This is a genomic window from Candidatus Poriferisodalis sp., from assembly GCF_965215815.1.
Lineage (GTDB): Bacteria > Actinomycetota > Acidimicrobiia > Acidimicrobiales > Poriferisodalaceae > Poriferisodalis.
The window spans coordinates 335,131-357,194 of the sequence record NZ_CBDCEO010000013.1 but is presented as its reverse complement, the minus strand read 5'-3'; the positions used below and the strand labels follow the sequence as shown (position 1 = coordinate 357,194).

Below are 22,064 nucleotides of genomic sequence, written 5' to 3'. Positions count from 1 at the left end.
GCTACTGCGGCAAGTGCACGTCTGCCGGCCGGTACGACCCCTCAGAAAAGCCCGTCGAGACAGGCAGCAAGCTTCGAGTCGGGCACCTGCGACTGGGCAGTGATGCGCGACAGGAACGACAACGAGACGTAGTCACCCATGACCGCGCCAGTGTCGACGTCGATAGGCATCTCGACCGCATCGCCCCAGTGCATCGCGACCCGGAACGCGTCAGCGTTGTCTGGGTGCGGTTCGAGGGTGACCGAGGTGATCGAGCGCGGTGGCAGTGTGCCCACCTCGGTGAGTCGCCAGCCCTTCATGTCGGCGACCTCACAATTCGGAACGTTGAGGTTCACTGCCCATGCCGAGTCGTGCTCGTCGGCGAGCAGGCCGCTGAGCACGACGCTGGCGACTTCGGCTGCTGCATGCCATTTCTGGTCGGCGATGGCATCTTCCCAGCCTTGGCCCTCGACACCGAATCCCTCGACGGTCTGGCTGACTGCCAAGCCTGGAATGTTGCCATTGCGGCCGGTCAGCACCGCTCCGACGGTGCCCGAGTGGTACACCGAACGACCTACATTCGCCCCTGGATTGATGCCCGATACGACCAGGTCGACGGGCCCAAAGGCACCGAGCCGGGCGAACATCACGCACAGCGCCGGCGCTCCCGACACTGCCCAGGCGTCTTCGATGCCTTCGAATCGCACCTTGTGAACCTCCGGATCCATCAGGTGCAAGGGACCGATCGCTGCTCCAGCTCCCGAGTATTCGGAGTCGGGTGCGACCACCACGACGTCGCCGTGAGCCGTCATCGCGCTGGCGAGAACGTGCAGGCCCTCGGATTCGATGCCGTCATCGTTGGTCACCAGGATCCGCACCGTGCCGAAGGTAGCGCCCAGGGGTGACATACCGATGTATGGCCTGCGAACGGGTGATGCCGCACGGTTGACACCCAGCTGACAGGCGGTTTTCCGCGATGTCGTGCCAGTAGCTGAGTCCTGAAATCTCCGGCTGAAGTCTTCGTCAGTGCGCCGTGGCAAGCTGTTTCGCTGTGAAGGGGCTGACAGAGACTGAGACTCCGAAGGCGTTGTCGCCCACCGGGCACACGTTGCGGGTCCTGCACACGTCCGATGTTCACATCGGCCATGTCCGGGGACCCCATGGGGCGCACCGCGATGTCTGTCAGTGCCCCATACATGCCTTGGCCGAAACCGCCGTGGCCCACGAAGCCGATGTGCTGCTGATCGCCGGCGACCTGTTCGACCACGCCCGGCTGAAACGGTCCGATGTGGCGCACACGATGGGACTGCTCGGCGGTGTCGAGGCGTCCGTTGTGATCATTCCCGGCAACCACGACGTCCACGACGAGCGGACGTTGTGGGGCACCCACGCTGATCACGAGCACCGCCTCGAAGTCACCGGCGCTGGCGTGATCTTCCTCGACGATCCCGAGGGTGCAACGCTGCATTTCGGCGAGCACGACCTGACCCTGTGGGGCCGCGCAATGGACTCACATGACTCCGACTACCGCCCCCTCGCCGGTGTGCCAACCCGTCCCGATGCTGGCTGGTTCATCGCAGCGGGTCATGGACACTTCCAGCGCACTGCTGACGATGCGCACCGGTCATCGCCGATTGCCGCCGAAGAGATCGAAGCCACCGACGCCGACTACGTGGCACTCGGCCACTGGCACGTGCCCACCGACGTTTCAGTCGGTCATGTCATCGCGTGGTACCCGGGCGCCCCGATGGGAATACCGTCGAACGGGACTGCCTGCCTGGTCACGTTTTCCCAGCACGCAGACGGCAGCGCCGGAACGGTCTCCGTTGACCATGTGGCCGTCACGCCGCCCCCCGACGGCTGCGCGGAGCTGTATTGAGACGGGCGCTGGAACCCAGACTGCGATCGAAGGCGGCTACAGGGAAGCCGCGATGCGGTCGATGCGTCGTTGCAATGATTCGCACTCGGTCATGTGGCGCATAGCGTCGGACTTGGCAGTGCCGTAGTCCTTGGCGACTCGGCGCGCGAGTTCTGGGTCGTCGTAAGTAGCCGGATCACCGAGGAGCGCTTGCAGTTCTGCGACGCGGTGTTCGGCGATCTCCCAGCCGCGCTCGGCGGCAGCCAGCGCCCAACGCAGATCCGCAGTCGCGTCGTGAGCAGCCCGGCGCTTGCTGGCTCCCTCGCGGCGGCGCTCGGCCGCGACTGCCCGTGACGTCGATGCTTCGGGGGCGCCATCGGATCGGCCCCCGGTGATCCGAGTGCCGGTGCTCCCTCCAGCGGTCCGTCTCGTACTCAGCCCCGGCGGCCGCAGCAGATCCTCGTCGACGCCGGGGTGCAGGGTGGCGGTGCCGTCGCGCACAACGATCAGCGAGTCGGCCACGCTGCGGATGAGATGGCGATCGTGGGTTACCAGCAACACCGTGCCCGGATAGACCGACAGCGCATCCTCCAGCATGTCGCAGCTCGGCAGGTCGAGGTGGTTGGTGGGCTCGTCGAGCACGAGCAGGTTGACCGGGTTGGCCATAGTGATCCCCAGTGCCAGCCGCGTCCGCTCGCCACCGGACAGGTCCGCAACCTTGCGGTCCGCGGCATCGCCCGCAAACCCGAACCCGCCGAGCATCGTGCGCACGTTCCGGCCCGGCTGGTCGCCAACTGACGCGGTGAATTCCTCCACCACCGAGCGTCGGGGATCCATGACCTCGGTGAGGTGCTGCGCGAACGTTGCCATATCCACATTGCGGCCCCGGTGCAGCTCGCCGCCGAGAACCCCCAATTCGCCCTGCAGCACTCGCAGCAATGTCGTTTTTCCCGCACCGTTCGGCCCGACGACGCCCACCGTGGTGCCGCGTTCGATGACCAGGTCCACTCCTTCGAGCACCGGTGCGTCGCCGTCGGCATAGCCCAGCGCAGCGCCGATCAGCTCCACGACAACCCGCGACGAGCGCCGCGGCGTGCCGAAGCCGAAACGTGCCGTCAGCTCCTTGCGGCTCGGGACCTCGACCGGCTCCAGCTTCGCCAGCGCCTTGATCCGGCTCTGCACCTGGCGGGCCTTGGTGGCCTTGTAGCGAAAGCGCTCGATGAACCGCTCGGTGTGCGCCCGGCGGCGCGCCTGCGTGGCAGCGATCGCTTCCGCGGCCGCAATGCGCTCCTCGCGAGCAACGACGAACTCGGCAAAGCCGCCGACGTGCTCGTACGCGCTGACGCCGTCCATCTCGATGACCCGATTCGCGACCGCGTCGATGAAGTCGCGGTCGTGGCTGACGAACAGCAGCCCACCGTCCCACGATGCGAGCTGTTCTTCCAGCCAGGCCACCGAGTCGACATCGAGGTGGTTGGTCGGCTCGTCAGCCAGCAGCACATCGGGCTTCGACAGCAACAGCTGCGCGAGTGCGACCCGCATCCTCCAGCCGCCTGACAGCTGTGCGACGGGGCGCTGCGCATCGTCGGGAGCGAAGCCCAGCCCAGCGAGCACCCGGTGGGCCTCCGCCTCGAAGCCGTAACCGCCGAGCTGGCGGAAGCGGGCCTCCAGCTCGCCGTACCGTGCGAGCACACCGTCGTGGTCGGCGGCGTTGACATCTGCAAGGCGCTGCTCCAGCGAGCGCAGCTCGGCCGTCATCGCGGTGATGTCGCCTGCACCCGCCAGCGTCGCCTCGAGCACGGTGCCTTCGGTGATGTCGTCGAGTTCCTGAGGCAGGTAGCCGAGGGTCAGTCCGCTCTGGCGGTGGACTTCGCCCTCATCTGGCTCGGAGATGCCCGCCAGGATCTCGAGCAGCGTTGTCTTGCCGATTCCGTTGCCGCCCACGAGCGCCACCCGCCGCCCAGCAGCGAGCTGCACGCTGACATCAGCGAACAGCCGCCTCGGCGGATATGACTTGGCAAGCGATGAGGCCCACAGCACGGCCTGAGTCTGCCGGTGGACCGCCAGCTTGGGCGGATACGAGCCGGCGAGGGCTAGGCGAAGTGAGGTGCGACATCGGCCATGAAGCCGCGCAGCGCGTCGAGGCGGCCTTCGATGCCACCGCGCGCGACCGGGTCCAGCACCAGATGCGTGACGCCGGTATCTGCGACGTGGCCCACGCTGTCGATCATCTGGGAGGTGCTGCCGGCAATCGACACCGCCGGCTTCATCGCCGACGCCGGGTCGAGGTAGTAACGCAACGACAGGGTGATCTCGCCGAGGTCGCGACCTGCAGCGTCGCATGCCTCGCCGACCTGCGCCCAGCCGGTCATTACGTCGTCCAGCGGTTCGAATGCCGCATGGAAGCCGTGCCCGTAGCGCGCGACGCGCCGATACGCCGCCGCCGAATTGCCGCCCACCCATACTGGCACCGGGTCCTGCACGGGCTTGGGCTCGAAGCCGACCGTCGGGAATGAATAGAACTCGCCGTCGAAGCTCGGGTCATCCTCGGAGAACAACGTGCGGAACACTTCGAGCTGCTCGTCAGAGCGCTTGCCGCGGCGGTCCCACGGCATGCCCAGCACCTCGGCTTCCTCGCGCATCCAGCCCACGCCCACGCCCAGGATCAGCCGGCCATTCGACAGCACGTCGATGGTCGCCAGGCGTTTCGCCGTCTCGACCGGTGGTCGGTAGGGAAGGATCAGCACGCTGAAACCCAACCGCAGGTTCTCAGTGACCGCTGCAACGAACTGCAGCGTGCCGATGGGGTCGAGCCATCCTGTCTTCGGCGGCGCCGGGAACGAACCGTCGTCCGTATAGGGATAGTGCGAGACCAGCTCGGCGGGCCAACAGACATGATCGGACGCCCAGCCCGAGGCGAAGCCGAGCTGGTCGACTTCCGAGGCGAACTTAATGAGCCCGTCGCGTGTACCGACGTGCCCCAAGTGCGGCAGAGTGACTCCCCATTCCATGGGCCGACACGTTATTCCGAGCAGCTCGAGCGTGCCGTGCAATCGAAAATCCATCGTCCAAGTCCGGGATTGTCACAGGATCGTCGCAAGTCAGCGAAAAACGCTCAGCGCAACGCGATTACTCTCGCGCGAACCGCCGCAGCGGTCTTTGGGGGACGGTTGAGGGCCACGGCCCTCGTCGTTCACCTCGCGATGCCGCGGTGGCTGCAGTTCCACCGAGGAGGAACCCATGCAACTATCCAAGAACCGACTTCTGCGCTTGCTAGCGCTGCTCTTCGCGTTCTCGCTCGTAGCAGCCGCCTGCGGCGGCGACGACGACGGCGACGACGCTGCCGAGACGCAGACCACCGAGGCCAAGGCCGAAGAAGAGGAGATGGCCGAAGAAGAGGAGATGGCCGAAGAAGAGGAGATGGCCGAAGGCGAGCCTGAGGAAGAGGCCGGCGGCCTCAGCCAGGACGTCATCGAGCAGGCGTCGCAAGACGACGAGATGGCCGAAGAAGAGGAGATGGCCGACGAGGAGGAGATGATGGAGGTCGACCGCTCCACCATCGAGGGCATCTTCGCAGAAGCCGAGTTCCGTCGCGCGAAGGTCGTTGAGCGGCTGACCGCTGGCATCGAGTCCGGCGACTTCGGCGTCGGCGACGACAACATCCTGCGCGGCCCCGAGGGCTTCTCGATCGACCTGAATGAGTGCCCTGACGACTGGTCGAACACCGAGGGCATCACCGATGATGAGATCCGTATCGGCCAGACGGGCCCGCAGTCAGGCACGCTGGCGCTGTACGGCAACGCTCGACTCGGCTGGCAGACGTATCTCGGCCACGTCAACTCCGAGGGCGGTATTGCCGGTCGCAATGTCGTGATGAAGTCCTATGACGATGCCTATGTCGCTGCACAGACCATTGAGTTCGTCGACGAGCTGATCGAGAACGACAACGTCTTCTCCATCCACACTCTGGGTTCGCCGAACACGCTGGCGGTGTACGGCACGCTGAACGCCGAGTGCATCCCGCAGCCGTTCGTGTGGACGGGCCACCCGGCGTGGGGCGACCCCGAGGTGCATCCATGGACCACTGGCAGCATCCTGTCCTATTCGACGGAATCTGTGCTGTGGGGCAACTGGATCAAGGAAAACCTTGCCGGCGAGCTGCCGGTCAGGGTTGCCGGTCTGGTGATGGACAACGACTTCGGCTTGGCCTACGAGTTGGGCTTCGAGGACTACGCGCACAACAATCCCGACGTTGTGTCGGAGTTCATCCCGGTGCGTCACGACCCGGCATCGCCGACGATCACGAACGAGATCACGACGATCGCAGCAGGCGATCCGGATGTCTACATCTCGATGACCGCGGGCAACGCGTGCCTGCTGGCCATTCAAGAGGTGGCGGCTTCGGGTCTGAAGGAAGAGCTGTCTGCGGCCTTCACCCCATCGGTATGCAAGGCGCCCGCCAGCTGGATTTCGCCCGCTGGCGATGACGGCCACGACTGGTTGATCGTCGGCGGCGGTGTCAAGGACACCACCGACCCGGTGCTGATCGAGGGCGACGCCTTCATCCAGTTCGTCCGTGCGAGCTTGGAGGCGAACGATCTCGATCCCGACATCGCGATGTTCGGCAACGGCTACATGATTGGCTACCCGTACGTCGAGGCACTGCGCATCGCTGCGGAGCTGCCGGGCGGCCTGAACCGGACGAACTTCATCCTGTCGGTGCGGGCGATTGACATCCATCACCCGATCTTCCTGGATGGCATCACGTTCGCCATGAACGGCAACGCAGATGCGTTCCCGATTGAGGGCACGGACTTCAGCCAGTACGACTCGTCCACGCACTCCTGGATCGTCTCGAACGTCATCGACGTGAACGGCGCTTCAGGCAACTGCGTCTGGGACAAGGACGACGGCGGCTGCCGCTAGGCAGGCGCCGCATCAGAGTCGGGGCTGCCGCTAGTCCTGACTGACTGAGCGAGACAGAGCGGTCGTCGCCGCCGGGAGCAATCTCGGCAGCGGCGGCCGCTCGTCGCGTCTATGGGTCGATGAGCACGCCGGGGTTGAGAATGCCGTTGGGGTCGAGGCGCTTCTTTGCGGCTCGGATGGCCTCGGCGAACAGCTCGGGGCGCTGGCGGTCGTACGCGTTCGGCCGGTGCATTCGGCCCACCGCATGGTGATGGGTGGCGGTTCCGCCTGCGGACACGAGCGCTTCGTTGGCGGCGTCCTTGACAGTTTGCCACTGCTCGAGCTCGCCGCCCTGGGTGCCCATGCCTGACCACGTGTAGTACGGAGCCGGGCCGTCGGTGTAGACGTGGGTGAACCGGCACGAGAGCGAGTGGTGATCGCCGAACACCTCAGCGAGCACCGCCCCTACCTTCTCGCGCACGACGGCGTCGAATTCGGGCCACTGGTCCCAGGTGATCGCCGTCTCGAAGGTGTCATTGATGAGGCCCAGCGAGGTCTCGACACCATTGCCGACGCCGATGAACGCACTGCGCCATGCCCCGACGGCACCGCCGCGGCCCGTCGGCGTCCCCGTGCCGTCGTCGATTTGGATCTCGTCGTCAGGAAGGTGCCCACCGCAACTGCGTGCGATCTCGGCGGCTTGTGTGATGTTGTGGCGCTGGGTCAGCTCTGCTGACTCGAACGACACGATGACCAGTGCGTGCTCGCCGTCCATCCCGGCGGCACGGCCAGCCTCCGCGGGGTCGAGGATTCGCAGATTGGCCGGCCACAGCTTCGCCTGGACAAGGTGTCGCACGGCGCCGTACCCGGCTTCCCACGATGGGAAAGTGATGCCGGCTGTGGCGCGGAACGTGGGCCGCTTCTGGATGCGCATCCACGCCTCGGTGATGATCCCGTAGATGCCTTCCGAACCGATCACCATGCGGTCGGGGCTGGGGCCCGCTCCCGAGCCCGGCAGGCGGCGCGACTCCCACCAGCCCGATGGTGTGATCATCCGCGTCGACTCCACGAACTCGTCGATGTGGGTGTGGTTGGTGGCGTAGTGGCCGCCGGAGCGGGTGGCGATCCAGCCGCCGAGCGTCGAGAACCGGAACGACTGCGGGAAGTGGCGCAGCGTGTGTCCGCTGGGGCGCAGCTGGTCTTCGAGATGCGGTCCGAAGACACCGGCTTGGATGCGAGCCGCCCGCGACACGTCGTCGATCTCGAGCACTTGGTCGAGTTGGTCCAGCGAGATGATGACGGTGGGACCGCGGTCTTCGGGGGGTGCGAGACCCCAGACCACCGACGATCCGCCTCCGTAGGGCACGGCGATGTAGCCGTTGGCATCGCACCAGTCGAGCGTGGCTTCCACCTCGGTCTCGTTGCGAGGGTGCGCCACGACGTCGGGCGGATTGGGGAAGTCCAGGTTGAAGGCCCGCACACGCTCGGTGAAGTGGGCGCCGTAGGCGTAGCGGGCACGGTCGTAGGTGCTTACCGAGCACCAGTCCGCGACCGAGTCCGGAATCGGGATGCGCGGCGCGCGCAGGTGGGCGTCGTCGACCGAGGGCACCGGCTTTGCCGTGATCTCAGTGCCGTACTGGGTCGACAGCTTCGCTGCCAGCGCCGCCCGCTCGGCATCGGTCGGCTCTTCGGACTCCAAGCACCACGCCCAGAAGGACTTCCGGTCTGCCACTGCACATTCCTCCGGCTTCGTCGAGCACCCTCCAGCGCTCGTGCGCCAAGCTAGGCGCGCAGCAGCAGGATCGGTCGGCCGCTCGCTCCTCGCAGCACGAGGCGGGACTCAGTCGTCGGCGAGCAGGACGCGGCTGATGACGAGCTTCTGGATCTCGCTCGTGCCCTCGCCGATGATCATCAGCGGGGCGTCGCGGTAGAAGCGCTCCACGGGGTATTCGGTGGAATATCCGTTGCCGCCGTGGATGCGCATGGCGTCCAGCGCCAGCTCGGCGGCCGTCTCCGAGGCGAACAGCTTGGCCATGCCCGCGGCGAGATCAACCCGTTCGCCGGCATCGGCTTTGCGTGCGGCGTCGTAGGTCATGAGGCGCGCCGCGTGCAGCTTGGTGGCCATCTCGGCGATCTTGAAGGCGATGGCCTGGTGCTTCGCTATGGGCTTGCCGAAGGCCTCACGTTGTTTCGCGTAGGCCACGGAAGCGTCGTAGGCGGCCTGGGCCACGCCCACTCCCCGGGCCGCCACGTTGATGCGGCCCAGCTCCAGCGCGGCGAGTGCCCAGCGCAGACCGTTGCCGATTCCCTTATCTCCGCCGAGTACCCGGTCGGCGGGCACGCGGTGGTCCACGTAGGACATCTCGACGGTCTCGAGGCCCCGGTACCCGATCTTGTCGATCTTGCGGCTGACGGTGATGCCGCCCGAGGTCTTCCCCGGCGTCTTGTCCACCAGGAAGCAGGTGATGCCCGAGCTGCCGGACGCGTCGCCTTCGGGCACGCGCGCCAACAGCGCCACGATGCCCGCGCGCTCGCCGTTGGTGACCCACATCTTCGTGCCGTTGATGACGAACTCGTCACCGTCGCGGACGGCTCGGCAGCGCAGGGCGGCGGCGTCGGAGCCGCTGTCGGGCTCCGACAGCGAGAAACAGCCGCGCAGCTTGCCGGTGGCCATCCGCGTTAGCGAGCGGTCCTGTTGCTCTGCGGTGCCGAACTGCGAGATGAGCTTGGCGCAGATCAGATGGCTGTTGACGATGCCTGCGAGCGACATCCAGCCCCGTGAGAGTTCCTCGATCACCCGCGCATAGGTGAGGTGGTCGAGGTCGAGGCCGCCGTGCGATTCGCCGATGGTCGCGCCGAACAGACCGAATGCCTCCATCTGGGTGGCCATCTCGGTGGGGTACTCGTCGGCAAGCTCCAGCGCCGACGATCCCGGCACGACAACGTCGTCCACCCAGCGACGCAACGTGTCGATGATCTCGTCGGCGGTGTCGTCGACTGAGGGGTCATTCGGGACTTTGCTGGTATCCGTGTGCGTGGCATCGCTCATGCGTTGGCCTGACGTCGGTGTGGTGTTGCTTCTAACATGCGCGCCGACCCCCCAGCGGATGGAGTACATCGATGAAGATATCCATGGCGATTGGAGCCGGTGCGAGCTTGGATCCCAAGCGGCTGAGTCGGCATGTGGCCGATCTCGAAGCGGCCGGCGTCGACATGCTGTGGGGCGGCGAGATCTACGGCTTCGACCTGGTCTCCACCCTTGCGTACGTCGCGGCCAAGACCGAGCGCGTCCAATTGATGACCGGCATCCTGCCGATCTACTCGCGCAGCCCAACCATCATCGCCCAGACGGCAATGACGATCGACACCCTCTCCGAAGGCCGCTTCATCCTCGGCCTCGGCACCTCGGGACCGCAGGTGATCGAAGGCTGGCACGGCGTGCCCTTCTCGAAGCCGCTCGGGCGCACCCGTGACGTGATCGAGATCTGCCGCAAGGTGTGGTCAGGCGAAAGGGTTGTCCACGACGGCCGGGCCATCAGCCTGCCCCTGCCCGAGGGCGAGGGCAGCGGGTTGGGCAAGCCGCTCAAGCGCATGGGCAAGCCGTATCGCCAGGACATCCCGATTGCGGTGGCTTCGATCGGGCCGCGCAACGTCGAGCTGACCGCAGAGCTGGCCAACGTCTGGCAGCCGATTCATTTCCTTCCCGAGAAGTTCAACGAGGTGTGGGGCGAGGCTTTGGAGACCGGCGGTTCCCGCCGGGCCGACGACCTCGGCGACCTGCAGATCGTGGCCGGCGGCACCGTGGCGCTCGGCGACGGCCCGATGGTCGATTCGGTGCGCACGGGTGTGCGGAACAACGTCGGCTTCTACGTGGGCGGAATGGGCGCACGCGACAAGAACTTCTACAACGACCTGTTCAAGCGCTACGGCTATGTGGAGGAGGCGGAGAAGATCCAGGACCTGTTCCTGACCGGCAAGCGCGACGAGGCATTCGCCGCGGTGCCTGCCGACTACGTGGACCGTGCGAGCCTCACCGGCGATCCCGAGCGGGTAAAGGAGCGTGTCGAGGTGTACCGCTCGGTAGGTGTGAGCTACCTCGACATCGACATCCCACCCGAGACCGAGAACCCCCTCGAGGTCATCTCTCAGATCAAGGCGTGGGCTGAGTAGCCGACCGGCTTGTTCACACGGGCAGGAGCCCTAGCTACCGCACGGACAAGCTGACGCTCGCCTTTGATCGCTTAAGGGGCCATGTAGCTTCGCCGACGTGTGCGCGCGAGCGGAAGTGCGGAAGCGATGATTGACCTCACCGGCAGCCCGTACAGCCTTGAGTCCACTGCCGGGTGGGTCTTTGAGCGCGCTGCGCGGCTCCACGAACGGGTGGAATTGCTGCGCTCGCAAGGGCATCTCACCCAGCAGACACTTCGCGCCTACTTCGGCGACAAGCGTTTTGAGCAAATCGCCGAATCGAATGCGATTGAGGGCAGCACGCTCGGTGTCGGAGAGACCCAGATGGCGGTGCTGCGCGGCATCACCATCACCGGTCACGACCCGGCCTACTCGGCTGACGCTGTGAATCTGTCCCGGGCGCTAGAACGCGTCGTCGAATTGGCCCAAGATCCGTCGCCTACGTCCATCGATCAAGTGAAGGAGTTGCATTCCTTGGTGCTCGGTGAAGGTGCTGGTGCTGGCCTTTTTCGCTCCACACCCGTCATCATCGCGGGCTCACCGCACGAGCCTCCGTCCACATGGGACGAAGTGATGTCTGGGATCGAAGATTGGGAACGCTGGTCCGTTGCAAACGCAGACGCGTCCGCGCTCCTGCGAGCGGTCGTCCTGCACGCATGGCTGACCCACATTCATCCCTTCACTGATGGCAACGGGCGCACATCTCGGGCAGTCATGAACCTAGAACTCGTGAGGGGAGGCTTCCCGAGCGTCATCATCCGCCGCAAAGACCGGCTCCGCTACTACGAGGCTCTTGCGGAGTCCGACCTCGGTGGCAACCTTGAGCTCATCGCCGAATTGATCTTGCTTCGTGCCGAGGACGCATTGCGCGACTTGGAGCGTGCGGCGACGGCCCAACAGGGCTACGACAAGGCGCATGCGGAGCTGCTGAAGGCCCAAGAGCGTCAGGCAGCGATTTGGAACGACGCAGTTCGGCTGCTGTTCTCTCTGGTTGAAGACGCACTCAATTCCTCGGTTGGGGACCGTGGAACCGTGTCCACCCGTTGGTACGACGCGGAACTCTCCGTTGATGACTACGCCGCTTTGTCGCAGAGCGATCCAGAGGCCAACTCCTGGCTCTTCCGCATTGATGCGAACGTTCCTGGTTTGCCCAGCAGACGTTTCCTCGCATGGACGGGATTCCGCAGCTATGAGGTCAGGAACTCTCGTGGAATCGCGGGCGGCCCGTCGATCTTCTGGTCAATGCCGGACCCTGCTGGCAACCGCATGTGGTTTCGAGACGACAGGAACTCGCCTGGCGTCGCCGAGCTGACGTTGGAGCTACCCAATGTTGATCGATGGATTGCGCGGCTGCCCAATGATCGGATCGAGGCGCTGTGGCCGAGCGCAGCGGCGCAGCGGATCGCTACCGCCGTCGTCGAGTCGATTGCTCGTGGCTGAGTGTTGCCGCCAGTGTCGTGTCGATGACGCTGCGTGCCGCGCTCACAATTGTCGGGCGACAGACAACACCCACCATCAATGCCGCACGATGAACGCAGCCCATGCCAGCCCATCGTGCTGCGCGGAAGCAGGAGGGGACGACGGGTGAATGCTCGCGAGCGGTTCCTGGCCGGAGCTCGCGAGGTGGGGATGGCGCCGGAGATCCTGCGCTTTCCCGACGGCACGCGCACGGCCGTGCAAGCGGCTGCTGCAGTGGGCTGCGAGCTGGGCCAGATCGTGAAGTCGCTCGTGTTCCTTTGCGACGGCGAGGCCGTGCTGGCGCTGACATCGGGTTCCAACCGTGTGGACACAGCGCGGCTCGGGGCGGTGCTCGGCGGCACGATCACGCGAGCCGACGCCGATGGGGTGCGGGAAGCCACTGGCTATGCGATCGGCGGAACGCCCCCGTTCGGCCATGCTCGGCCGCTGCGGGCAGTGGCGGACCGAGCGCTGCTGGTCTACGACACCGTGTGGGCGGCGGCCGGGACGCCCGACACGGTGTTCGAGCTCACGCCCAGCGAGCTGATGCGCGCCAGTGGGGCGGAGGTCGCCGATTTCGTTGCCGATTGACTGTCGCGGGCTCAGCGGCTGTGCCGTCCTCGCTCAGCGAGGTTGCTCGGAGGGCTCCGGAAGTTCGCCTTCGATGCGGAAATTCGGGATGATCCGGTCGAGCCAGCGAGGCAGCCACCAGTTGCGAGCACCGAGCAATTCCATGGTGGAAGGCACGATGAGCATCCGCACCAGCGTCGCGTCAATGGCGATCGCCGTGGCCAGACCCATGCCGAACAGCTTGACGACCCGGTTGTCTTCCAGCACGAAGCTGCCAAAGACCACCACCATGATCGCCGCCGCGGCAGTGATGACCCTGGCGGTGGCGGCGAGGCCGTCGGCGACGGAGTTGACCGGGTCGCCGGTGCGCTCGTACTCCTCTTTCATGCGCGACAGCAGGAAAACTTCGTAGTCCATCGACAGCCCGAACAGGACCGCGAAGAGCATCATCGGGATGAACGGCTCGATCGGCGCCGCCTCGATTCCGAGCACGCCGGCAAACCATCCCCACTGGAAAACGGCCACCAGCACGCCGTACGCCGCGCCGATCGACAGCATGTTCATGACGACGGCCTTGAGCGGCACGATGAGCGAGCGGAACACGGCCATCAGCAGCAGGAACGACGCTCCTAGCACTGCGGCGAAGAAGATCAGCATCCGCCCGGAGAGGTAGTCGCTGAAGTCGATCTGGAACGCCACTGCGCCGCCGACCAGGGCTTCGACGTCGGTGCCGTCAAGGGTGGCAGGAATCACGTCATCGCGTAGCTCGTTCACCAGCGTCTCGGTCGCGGCGTCCTGCGGTCCAGTGGCCGGCTGAACCCGGATCAACGCCGCACCGCCGTCGGGGCTCGGCACCGCCGGCGACGCGAAAACGACGCCGGCGGTTTGGTTCAGCGCCCCCGACAGCCCGTTGAGCGTCCCGAGATCGGCCGGGGCGGATGTCTCGGCGACGATGAACAGCAGGCCGTTCGCACCTGGGCCGAATCCCTCGGCCAGCAGGTCGTACGCCTTGCGTGTGGTGGTGTCGGGCGAGAAGTTGCCTTCGTCGGAGAAGCCGAGTCGCAGGCTCAGCACCGGGGCCGCCAGCAGGAGGAGCACTGCGGTGCCTCCCAACGCGAACAACCACGGGCGCGCCTGGACGACCCGGCTCAGGCGGTACCACGCGGTGTCCCGCAACGCCTTCGGCTTGCGGTGTCGCAGGATGCGGCGCAGCGGGTTGCGGGTGCCGCCGAACGCTCCGGCAATCAGCACCGCAACGGCCGCGGGGAGCCCGGCAACCAAAGGGCGGATGCCGGCGCCGAGGCCCAGCAGGGCGACTGCCACCAGCGCTGCGGCGGCGATGCCGCGAACCCTGGTGGTTGTCATGCGGTCACCGACCAGGCCCAGCACGGCGGGAAGCACGGTGATCGAGCCGATCATCACGATCGCGACTGTGACAGCCGCTGAGAGCCCGATACCGGCTACGAAGGGCAGGCCCATGAGCAGCAGACCCAGCAGCGCTACCACCACCGTTGCGCCGGCAAACACCACCGAACGGCCCGCGGAGTCCAGCGCTGCACCCACGGCCTCGGAAGGTTCGAGCCCCTTGCTGACCCACTCCCGGAAGCGGTTCAGGATGATCAGCGCGTAGTCGATGCCGACGCCGAGGCCGATCATGACCCCCAGCGTGGGTGCGAATTCGGGCATGGTCACGGCGTTGCTGAGCGCAGTGATGGCCAGCACGCCGATGCCGACCCCGACGAGGGCCGTCCCGACCGTCACGCCCATGGCAACCACCGAGCCGACGGCCGCGATCAATACGAAGACGGCGAACGCGAGCCCGATGGCCTCGGTTTCGGGCGGCTGCTGGCGGGCCAGCCAGGAACCACCCATCTCGACTTCGACACCGTCCATGGAACGCAGCACGCTGGCATCGATGAGGTCGATGATCTCAAGGCCCAGGATTCCGGCTTCGTCCACATTGAAGCTGCGACTGAGCTCGACGTCGGCGTAGGCGTACTTGCCGGTGCCGGGTCCTTGGGCGGAGATGCGGAGGCCGCCGTCACGGTCGTAGGGCGAGCTGACCGTCACCTCGTCGATGGCATCAACCGCGGCGAGCAGTTCGGTCATCGCCGAGCGCACCGCCGGGTCGTTCACGCCGGATTCGGCCTTGAGCACGATGGTGCCACTGATGTTGGAGCCGACGCTGCCGAAGTGGTCTTCGAGCACGTCGGCGCCCCGGCTGCTCTCAGAGTCGGGTGTCGAAAGCGACGCGCCGTAGGAGGCGCCCAGGGTGCCGGCGAGCACGGCGGCAGCCACTGCGAAGATCAGCCACGAAGCCAGGATGCGCCAGGGATTGCGGAAGCACCATTGGCCCAGAGCTGAGTACACAGTCGTCTTCCTTCCGCGAGAGCGAGCGCCGTTGCTGCCCAGGGTGACGACCGGGGGCCGAGGTGCGGAGCCCGGAGAGGGGGGGGCCAAGCGGCGAAGCTACTGGCCTGAGCGGGCGGTGCTGTGCTTGGATTGGGCGGCTTGTGCGCTGGCTCTAATGCTGGCTGGCGGGTTCGGCAGGCGCCGCTGCTTTGCTGGCGGCCAGACCATTCGTCGGGTGCACTGCCTTGCCCGTCTCTGCTACCTCGGGCTGGATCACCACCGTGCGTCCCGTGATGGCTTCGAGCAGTGCGCTGCGGGCTCGGGCGGTGAACAGCTCCACCGAGGTGTCCGCGCCTGGTGAGACCCGTGCGATCAGCCTGAGTTCAGCCTCGGGAGCGTCCGCAACTCGAACGCGCGTCACGACCTGACGGTTGGAACGGTCCAGGCCGATCGCCACCCGCAGCATCGCCGCCATCCAACGCACCTTGTTCTTGTCGGGCGAGCTCAGGGAGGCGAAATCGGAGTGCTTGGACTTGGGAGCGCTCTTGCGGTGGTAGCGGGCCACCTGGGCGATGATCTCGATCTCGCGCTCGGTGAAACCAGTCAGGTGCTCGCTGTTGCGGATGATGTAGTAGCTGTGGCGGTGGTGGGCGCTGTGGGAGATGAAGATACCCACGTTGTGCAGCAATGAGGCCGCCTCGAACAGCTCCCGATCCTCGTCGTCGAGCCCGTGCTCCGCGCCGAGTGCATCGAACAGCTCGAGGGCAAGGTCGGTGATGTGCTCGGCGTGCCCGAGGTCTTCGTGGTAGCTGTTCGCCACGTACATCACGCCTGAGCGCCGCAGATCTTCGAGGCGATGGAACGGGTCCAGCTCAGGCGCAGCGGCCCGCCGCATCTGCTCAAACAGGATGCCTTCGCGCAGGGCGAAGTCGGAGACCTCCATGCGCTCGATGCCGAGCAGATTGAACGTCTGCTCCAACAACAGGGCGCCGCCCACGATGATGTCCGCCCGGCGTTCTTCCAGCCCCTCGATAGCGAGGCGGTGCGCGGGTTCTGTCGCGTTTACGAGATCCGAAGTGAGCGAGCGAAGTTCGGTCGCCGTGAATGACAACCGCCCAGTACGGCTGTCGCGATCGCCACGCCGGATCGCGCAGATGCGCGCAAGTGCCGCGATGGTTCCCGACGAGCCGACCGCTGTCTCGAAGCCAAGCTCTGCGATCTCGGACGGCAGGTGCCCGAGGAACGACTTGATGTAGATACAGCACTCCAGCACAGAGCGCTCGCAGGTCCGACCTTCGGGAAAGAAGCGATCGGTCAACCGGATCGAGCCCAGCTTCAGGCTGCGCAACAGCAGCGGTTCGGCGCCGTCGCCGATGATGAACTCGGTAGAGCCGCCGCCGATGTCGATGAGCAGGTGGCGCTTGTCCAGCAACGGGACCGCCGCCAGCACGCCGAGGTGGATCAGCCGGGCCTCTTCCACGCCGGACACCACCTCGATGTCCACGCCGGCCTCACTGCGGGCTCGCTTGGTGAACTCGTTGCGGTTGTCGGCCTCGCGCACAGCGCTGGTGGCCACAGCGGTGACGCTCGTCGCTCCGGCGTGGATGGCGATCCGTCGCATCCGGCCGAGCGTGGAGATGCCGCGATCCATGGCGTCGGGTTCGAGGCGTTTCATGTCTTCGCCGCCCGAGCCAAGTCGGACCGGCTCGCGCTCGCGGGTCAGGACCTCGAGATGGCCCTCGGCGTCGACGGATGCGACGACGAGGTGGAACGAGTTCGTTCCCACGTCGATCGCTGCGATGACGCTCACGTACCGCAACGCTAGAGGGATAGTTGCACGACCCGAGCTCGGCGGCGGTCGTTGGCCCCTAGCGTTGCGCCGATGGCGACCCACGCGACCACGATCGTGCCGCGCTTCGGCGAATTGGACCCGTACAACCACGTCAACCACGCGGTCTACGTGTCGTATTTCGAAGCGGCTCGATGCCTGGCGCTGGAGTCGGCCGATCTCGCGTTGCCAGACCTGTCAGATCAGAACGTGCAGATTGTGGTGACCAACCTCGAGGTGCGCTTTCGGGCACCCGCGACTGCGCGAGACACACTTCGTGTCGAAACTGAGCTGGCCGAGCACCGGCGCGCCAGCACGCGCTGGCAGCAGCGGATCATCCGGGAGGCCGATGACACGGTGCTGGTGGAAGCCAACCTGGTCGCGGCGATCTGCGACAACGACGGCAAGCCTCGCCGCCCACCCCCCGACCTGATGGGCAAGCTCGAAGCGCTGGTGCCCGGCTAGACGACGGGGGACAGCCCCCGCAGTGTCGGTTGCGAGGGCGGGCTGCGGTCTCGTGGCACTTAGACGACGGGGGACAGCCCGCCGTCGATGTTGATGGCGGTGCCGGTCACGTAGCTGGCGGCATCGCTCGCGAGGAACAGGGCGAGGTTCGCGAACTCTTGGGCATCGCCCATGCGACCGGCGGGAATGCGGTCCCCGACCGCTGCGGTGAATTCGGTGAACGTGGTGCCGGTTCCCTCGCGCTCCCAGCGCGTACGCCACTGGTGAGTGACGAGCAAGCCGGTGATGAGCGCATTCACGAGGACGCCGTCGGCAGCGAACTCTGAGGCGAGCGCCTTGGTCATCGCCAAGCCTGCCGCCCGGGTCGCTGCAGTCGGGCACGTCTGCGCGCTTGCGGCCTTCGCTCCGATGTTCAGGGAGTTGATGATGCGGCCCCAGCCTTGGTCGCGCATGTGCGGCAAGCACAGCCGGCACAGGCGTACGGCGGAGAAGAGCTTCAGGTCGAAGTCGTCCTGCCAGTCGTCATCGTCGATGTCGAGGAAGGGTTTGGCGTTCGATGTCCCGCTGTTGTTGACGAGGATGTCGATCGGCCCGCATGCGGCCACGGCCTCGGCATGAGCCCGAGCGACCTCTGAGGCCTGACGGACGTCAGCGGAGATCGCCGCGTGGGCTGCATGGGGGTTCGCAGCCTGCAGTGCCGACAGCGTCTCGTCGAGCACGTCGCGGTCGCGTGCCACCACCGCTACTGATGCACCCGCCGCAGCGAATGTCTCGGCCATGGCGCGGCCAAGACCCCGGCTGCCGCCGGTGATGAGCGCTGTGCGGCCGTCGAGTCTCAATTCCATGCGCGCACCATATGTCCACGCGCTACCGCGCGCTATGTCCGGGCGCTGCCTCGCGCTTCGTCTCGGCCAGCGCGATCTCGCAGGCCGTGCGCGACGATGGGGGCATGCGTACGGGACTGGTGACTGGCAAGGGACACTTCGAATTGCGAGAGGTTGACGAACCGACGCCTGGGCCGGGCGACGCGCTTGTCGAGATCTCGCTCTGCGGGATCTGCGGAAGTGACGTGCACGCGTATGTCGAGGGATGGCCCTACGCGCCGGGCATCTGCGGCCACGAGTGGGTCGGCAACGTTGTCGCCGTGGGCTCCGACGTTCGTGTCGTCGGCATGGGCGATCGCGTCACGGGCGGGTTGGCGCCAGGCTGCGGTCGCTGCGCAGAGTGCCGAGCCGATCTCGGCGCGTACTGCTCGACGGCGCGCTCGTACTACATCGGTGCGAACGCGCCGGCCTCGGGTGGCTTCGCGCCGTTCATGGCAGCAAGTGCCGACCGACTGGTGCGGGTGCCCGATGAGCTCACCGACGACGACGCTGCAGTGATCGAGCCCGTCTCGGTGGCGCTGCATGCTGTGCGCCGCAGCCGCATGCGCGCCGGCGATGTGGTGTGCGTTGTCGGCTGCGGCCCGATCGGCCTGCTGGTCGCCCAGTGCGCGCGCCTGGCAGGCGCCGGCAAGGTGATCGCGGTGGAGCCCGACGCCGACCGACGCAGGTTGGCGCTCGACACCGGTGCCGATGTCGCGGTCGAGCCCGGCGCACAGATGCGGGAAGCGGTGAACGAGGCCACGGGTGGCTTGCGGGCCGACATCGCCTTTGACTGCGCCGGCATCCCACAGACCATCCAGCAGTCGGTTGGCATGGTGCGTTACGGCGGCTCGGTCTGCATCGTCGGCGTGACCGGCAGCGACGCCACGATCCGCCCGAACCGCTGGCTGTTCAAGGAGATCTCGGTGGACACCTCGCTGGCATTCAGCCTTGATGAGATGCGGGCTGCGGCAGGCTTCATCGCTGACGGCCGCATCAGCGTCGCCCCGCTCGTAAATGGCACGGTCACCCTCGACGAGCTGCCGCAGACAATCGACGATCTCGCCACGAAGCGCAACCCCGCCGTCAAACTGCTGGTTGACCCCACCGCCGGCTGAGCCGCCGCTTGAACGGGTCGGCTGTCCTGGCTGGTCCGCCTGAGTGCCAAGACGCATCCCGGCCCGGCGAGCCCCGCCTCGGAGTCATCGCCGGCGCTCTCGCCAGACTTATGCCTCGAGCGATCCCTCGCTGGTGGATGCAGCCGGCGCGCAGGCCACGAGCGTGTCGTGCATCGCTGAAAGTCGGCGTGCCTCGGCCTGAGGGATGTCAGCGCCTGATCCGTACTTCCTGAGCACTTCGGCATAATTCGGGGCACCGCCAGCCGCAAGCACGCGGTCAATCTCGGCGGCGGGAACTGCGACGTCGCGATCCGGATCGGGGCCGCCCACGATCTCGCCCCATTCGATCATGCAGTAGATGTCGAACAGATCAACACCAAGCCGCTCCGCGGCAAGTCGCGCACGCACTGGCTGGTCCTCCGGGACGAGGTGTCGCATGGTCGGCGGCCTAGACATCGTGCCCTCCGTTCATTTCGAGAATGTCCGCGAGCTCGTCCCAGAGCTTACGCGTGATGATCAGGATCGCAGCCTCTGCAACCCGCTGTTCATGCGCGCTTCGAGCTGCCGCTTTTGCGCTGTCGAGTGCGTCCAACACAGCGAGCGCCTCGTCGCGATTCAACTCGATGGCACCGGGCAACCGAACGAACGGCGCATCCGCAGACACCGCTGAGACAGTAAATGGAAATAACATGAAAATAACTGTTATCTTCGCAATGGCCTGTCCACTTGGACACGAGAGCAGCAGCCCGACAGCAGTCAAACTCCAGGCAAGACACCTGCCAGAAGCAGCGCGCCCGCAAAGCACCTCGGCACTGCGCGTACCCTCAGGACACTTGGATCCTGCGGTCGCGTGTGAACGGCTGCGGTCCCATGACCCGAGGGGCGAAGGCAAGAAGAGGGGGGTCGGATGGGCTGGGAGCCTGAGATTGCTGAGCTTCGGCGCCGGGAGGCGTTTGCCGAGGCGCTGGGCGGGCCCGACAAGGTCGAGCGACAGCACTTCTTCGGCAAGATGACCGTGCGTGAACGCATCGACGCCGTGGCCGACAAGGGTTCGTTCCACGAGATCGGCAAGACCGCCGGCGTCGCGGAATACGACGATCACGGCGACCTCGTCCACCTGACGCCGTCGAACTTCATATTCGGCCTTGCCCGCATCGACGACCGTCCGGTCATCCTGTCCGGCGACGACTTCACAGTGCGGGGCGGCTCGTCGGACGCCACCATTCCGGAGAAGCGCAACGCCGCCGAGTCCATGGCCTACGAGATGCGGCTGCCGCACATCCGACTGGTGGACGGCATGGGCGGCGGTGGATCGGTGAGGTCCATCGAGATGGCCGGTCGCACGTACATCCCCGAGCTGCGCGGCTGGGACACCATCGTGAACCACCTCTCAGTGGCGCCGTCGGTGTCGCTGGCACTGGGCTCGGTTGCGGGCATCGGCGCGGCCCGAGTGGCCACGGCGCACTACTCGGTGATCGTGCGCGACACCGCGCAGATGATGATCGCCGGTCCGGCGCTGGTCATGCAGGCATCGCTTGGCGATCACGGCAAAGAAGAGCTGGGCCACGCCGACATTCACACCGCGAACGGCGCCATCGACGATGTGGTCGGCAGCGAGGCTGAGGCGTTCGATCGTGCCCGGCAATTCCTGTCGTACCTGCCTTCGAACGTGGACGAACTTCCCGAGCGCGTGCTGGGCGGCGACAGTCCCCAGCGCCGCGATGGCGAGCTGATCTCGATCGTGCCGCGCGAGCCGCGACGCGTCTACAAGATGCGGTCGATCATCGAGTCGGTGTTCGATCAAGGCAGCTTCTTCGAGATCGGGCAGCGCTGGGGACGTTCGATCATTACCGGGCTGGCGCGCCTCGACGGCTGGCCGGTGGCGGTGTTCGCCGAGGATCCCTACGTGTACGGCGGCGGCTGGACCGCCGATGGATGCCGCAAGCTGATCCGCCTGCTCGACACTGCCTCCACGTTCCATCTGCCGGTCGTGCACCTCGAGGACTGCCCAGGCTTTCTCATCGGCAAGGAGTCCGAGGAGAGCGGCACCATCCGGTTCGGATCGGCCGCGCTGGCGGCCCTCGGGCAGTTGACCGCTCCGTTCGCGTGCGTGGTGATCCGCAAGGCCTTCGGTGTCGCGGGCGCCGCCAACAACAAACCCGGCGCGCGCAGCTTCCGCTTCGCCTGGCCTTCGGGCGACTGGGGCTCGCTGCCGATCGAGGGCGGCATCGAAGTCGCCTACAAGCAGGACCTCGCCGACAGCGACACGCCCGACGAGCTCCTGGAAGACATACGCGAGCGGTTGAACCTGGTGCGCTCGCCGCATCGTTCGGCGGAGTTCTTCGAGGTCGAGGAGATCATCGACCCTCGCGACACCCGCCCGCTGCTGTGCGAATGGGCAGACCTGGCCCGCCGCTCCCTGCGAACCGGGCCGAGTTCGTTTGGTTATAGGCCCTGAGCCAACGCGACGAGCCGCGTGG

General features: G+C 66.3%; 17 protein-coding genes and 1 pseudogene. 8 read left to right on the top strand and 10 right to left on the bottom strand.

All coding sequences use genetic code 11. The features are described 5' to 3' along the window. Positions 1–41: 41 nt before the first annotated feature. Positions 42–857 carry a 5'/3'-nucleotidase SurE gene (surE, locus tag ACOOHB_RS11550; RefSeq protein ID WP_420444988.1) on the bottom strand — a complete coding sequence of 272 codons (816 nt, stop codon included), beginning with the start codon at positions 855–857 and terminating at the stop codon, positions 42–44. A gap of 173 nt (positions 858–1,030) precedes the next feature. Here surE and ACOOHB_RS11545 point away from each other — a divergent pair, with 173 nt between their 5' ends. After that, positions 1,031–1,858: a metallophosphoesterase family protein gene (locus ACOOHB_RS11545; protein WP_420444987.1), complete on the top strand. Its 828-nt coding sequence runs from the start codon at positions 1,031–1,033 to the stop codon at positions 1,856–1,858. Between the two features lie 36 nt (positions 1,859–1,894). Here ACOOHB_RS11545 and ACOOHB_RS11540 read toward each other — a convergent pair whose 3' ends face one another. Further along, the gene (locus ACOOHB_RS11540; protein ID WP_420444986.1) at positions 1,895–3,877 is read right to left on the bottom strand and encodes an ABC-F family ATP-binding cassette domain-containing protein; all 1,983 of its coding nucleotides are present in this window, start codon (positions 3,875–3,877) and stop codon (positions 1,895–1,897) included. A gap of 53 nt (positions 3,878–3,930) precedes the next feature. Then, positions 3,931–4,848 carry an LLM class F420-dependent oxidoreductase gene (locus ACOOHB_RS11535; RefSeq protein WP_420444985.1) on the bottom strand — a complete coding sequence of 306 codons (918 nt, stop codon included), beginning with the start codon at positions 4,846–4,848 and terminating at the stop codon, positions 3,931–3,933. Positions 4,849–5,077: 229 nt separating this feature from the next. Between ACOOHB_RS11535 and ACOOHB_RS11530 the strand changes: the two genes are divergently transcribed. Continuing rightward, positions 5,078–6,763, top strand: a complete 1,686-nt coding sequence (locus ACOOHB_RS11530; RefSeq protein WP_420444984.1) for an ABC transporter substrate-binding protein — start codon at positions 5,078–5,080, stop codon at positions 6,761–6,763. A 109-nt stretch (positions 6,764–6,872) separates the two neighbouring features. On the opposite strand, the gene ACOOHB_RS11525 is transcribed toward ACOOHB_RS11530, so the two are convergent. Both ACOOHB_RS11525 and ACOOHB_RS11520 read right to left on the bottom strand, forming a co-directional pair. After that, positions 6,873–8,474: an FAD-binding oxidoreductase gene (locus ACOOHB_RS11525; RefSeq protein WP_420444983.1), complete on the bottom strand. Its 1,602-nt coding sequence runs from the start codon at positions 8,472–8,474 to the stop codon at positions 6,873–6,875. Between the two features lie 108 nt (positions 8,475–8,582). Then, positions 8,583–9,791 carry an acyl-CoA dehydrogenase family protein gene (locus ACOOHB_RS11520; RefSeq protein WP_420444982.1) on the bottom strand — a complete coding sequence of 403 codons (1,209 nt, stop codon included), beginning with the start codon at positions 9,789–9,791 and terminating at the stop codon, positions 8,583–8,585. Between the two features lie 68 nt (positions 9,792–9,859). On the opposite strand from ACOOHB_RS11520, the pseudogene ACOOHB_RS11515 reads away from it, so the two are divergent. The 3 genes and pseudogenes from ACOOHB_RS11515 to ACOOHB_RS11505 all read left to right on the top strand — a co-directional run. Further along, positions 9,860–10,912: pseudogene (locus ACOOHB_RS11515) on the top strand (LLM class F420-dependent oxidoreductase); the annotation flags it as partial. A gap of 126 nt (positions 10,913–11,038) precedes the next feature. After that, positions 11,039–12,370: a Fic family protein gene (locus ACOOHB_RS11510; RefSeq protein WP_420444981.1), complete on the top strand. Its 1,332-nt coding sequence runs from the start codon at positions 11,039–11,041 to the stop codon at positions 12,368–12,370. 189 nt (positions 12,371–12,559) lie between these two features. Beyond that, on the top strand, positions 12,560–12,979 hold the full coding sequence (locus ACOOHB_RS11505) for a YbaK/EbsC family protein (protein ID WP_420446902.1): 420 nt from the start codon (positions 12,560–12,562) through the stop codon (positions 12,977–12,979). A 33-nt stretch (positions 12,980–13,012) separates the two neighbouring features. On the opposite strand, the gene ACOOHB_RS11500 is transcribed toward ACOOHB_RS11505, so the two are convergent. Next, positions 13,013–15,328 (bottom strand): MMPL family transporter, encoded by a 2,316-nt coding sequence (locus tag ACOOHB_RS11500; RefSeq protein WP_420444980.1) that lies wholly within the window; start codon positions 15,326–15,328, stop codon positions 13,013–13,015. 154 nt (positions 15,329–15,482) lie between these two features. Next, positions 15,483–17,120 (bottom strand): HD domain-containing protein, encoded by a 1,638-nt coding sequence (locus ACOOHB_RS11495; protein WP_420444979.1) that lies wholly within the window; start codon positions 17,118–17,120, stop codon positions 15,483–15,485. A 72-nt stretch (positions 17,121–17,192) separates the two neighbouring features. Between ACOOHB_RS11495 and ACOOHB_RS11490 the strand changes: the two genes are divergently transcribed. Next, positions 17,193–17,603, top strand: a complete 411-nt coding sequence (locus ACOOHB_RS11490; RefSeq protein ID WP_420444978.1) for an acyl-CoA thioesterase — start codon at positions 17,193–17,195, stop codon at positions 17,601–17,603. Between the two features lie 59 nt (positions 17,604–17,662). Here ACOOHB_RS11490 and ACOOHB_RS11485 read toward each other — a convergent pair whose 3' ends face one another. Continuing rightward, positions 17,663–18,448: an SDR family oxidoreductase gene (locus tag ACOOHB_RS11485; RefSeq protein WP_420444977.1), complete on the bottom strand. Its 786-nt coding sequence runs from the start codon at positions 18,446–18,448 to the stop codon at positions 17,663–17,665. A 104-nt stretch (positions 18,449–18,552) separates the two neighbouring features. On the opposite strand from ACOOHB_RS11485, the gene ACOOHB_RS11480 reads away from it, so the two are divergent. After that, positions 18,553–19,584, top strand: coding sequence for a zinc-dependent alcohol dehydrogenase (locus ACOOHB_RS11480; protein WP_420444976.1), 1,032 nt, complete (start codon positions 18,553–18,555; stop codon positions 19,582–19,584). Positions 19,585–19,692: 108 nt separating this feature from the next. Here the strand turns inward: ACOOHB_RS11480 and ACOOHB_RS11475 are convergent, their stop codons facing one another. Then, positions 19,693–20,022 carry a hypothetical protein gene (locus tag ACOOHB_RS11475; RefSeq protein WP_420444975.1) on the bottom strand — a complete coding sequence of 110 codons (330 nt, stop codon included), beginning with the start codon at positions 20,020–20,022 and terminating at the stop codon, positions 19,693–19,695. A gap of 10 nt (positions 20,023–20,032) precedes the next feature. Continuing rightward, positions 20,033–20,275, bottom strand: a complete 243-nt coding sequence (locus tag ACOOHB_RS11470) for a hypothetical protein (RefSeq protein ID WP_420444974.1) — start codon at positions 20,273–20,275, stop codon at positions 20,033–20,035. A 216-nt stretch (positions 20,276–20,491) separates the two neighbouring features. Here ACOOHB_RS11470 and ACOOHB_RS11465 point away from each other — a divergent pair, with 216 nt between their 5' ends. After that, the gene (locus tag ACOOHB_RS11465) at positions 20,492–22,042 is read left to right on the top strand and encodes an acyl-CoA carboxylase subunit beta (RefSeq protein ID WP_420444973.1); all 1,551 of its coding nucleotides are present in this window, start codon (positions 20,492–20,494) and stop codon (positions 22,040–22,042) included. Positions 22,043–22,064 lie beyond the last annotated feature (22 nt).

Excerpts from the sequence above, each read along its gene's own strand:
- ACOOHB_RS11535 (WP_420444985.1), bottom strand. The coding sequence starts at position 4,848 with ATGGAATGGGGAGTCACTCTGCCGCACTTGGGGCACGTCGGTACACGC.
- ACOOHB_RS11530 (WP_420444984.1), top strand. The coding sequence starts at position 5,078 with ATGCAACTATCCAAGAACCGACTTCTGCGCTTGCTAGCGCTGCTCTTC.
- ACOOHB_RS11520 (WP_420444982.1), bottom strand. The coding sequence starts at position 9,791 with ATGAGCGATGCCACGCACACGGATACCAGCAAAGTCCCGAATGACCCC.
- ACOOHB_RS11510 (WP_420444981.1), top strand. The coding sequence starts at position 11,039 with ATGATTGACCTCACCGGCAGCCCGTACAGCCTTGAGTCCACTGCCGGG.
- ACOOHB_RS11505 (WP_420446902.1), top strand. The coding sequence starts at position 12,560 with ATGGCGCCGGAGATCCTGCGCTTTCCCGACGGCACGCGCACGGCCGTG.
- ACOOHB_RS11490 (WP_420444978.1), top strand. The coding sequence starts at position 17,193 with ATGGCGACCCACGCGACCACGATCGTGCCGCGCTTCGGCGAATTGGAC.
- ACOOHB_RS11485 (WP_420444977.1), bottom strand. The coding sequence starts at position 18,448 with ATGGAATTGAGACTCGACGGCCGCACAGCGCTCATCACCGGCGGCAGC.
- ACOOHB_RS11480 (WP_420444976.1), top strand. The coding sequence starts at position 18,553 with ATGCGTACGGGACTGGTGACTGGCAAGGGACACTTCGAATTGCGAGAG.
- ACOOHB_RS11475 (WP_420444975.1), bottom strand. The coding sequence starts at position 20,022 with ATGCGACACCTCGTCCCGGAGGACCAGCCAGTGCGTGCGCGACTTGCC.
- ACOOHB_RS11470 (WP_420444974.1), bottom strand. The coding sequence starts at position 20,275 with ATGTTATTTCCATTTACTGTCTCAGCGGTGTCTGCGGATGCGCCGTTC.
- ACOOHB_RS11465 (WP_420444973.1), top strand. The coding sequence starts at position 20,492 with ATGGGCTGGGAGCCTGAGATTGCTGAGCTTCGGCGCCGGGAGGCGTTT.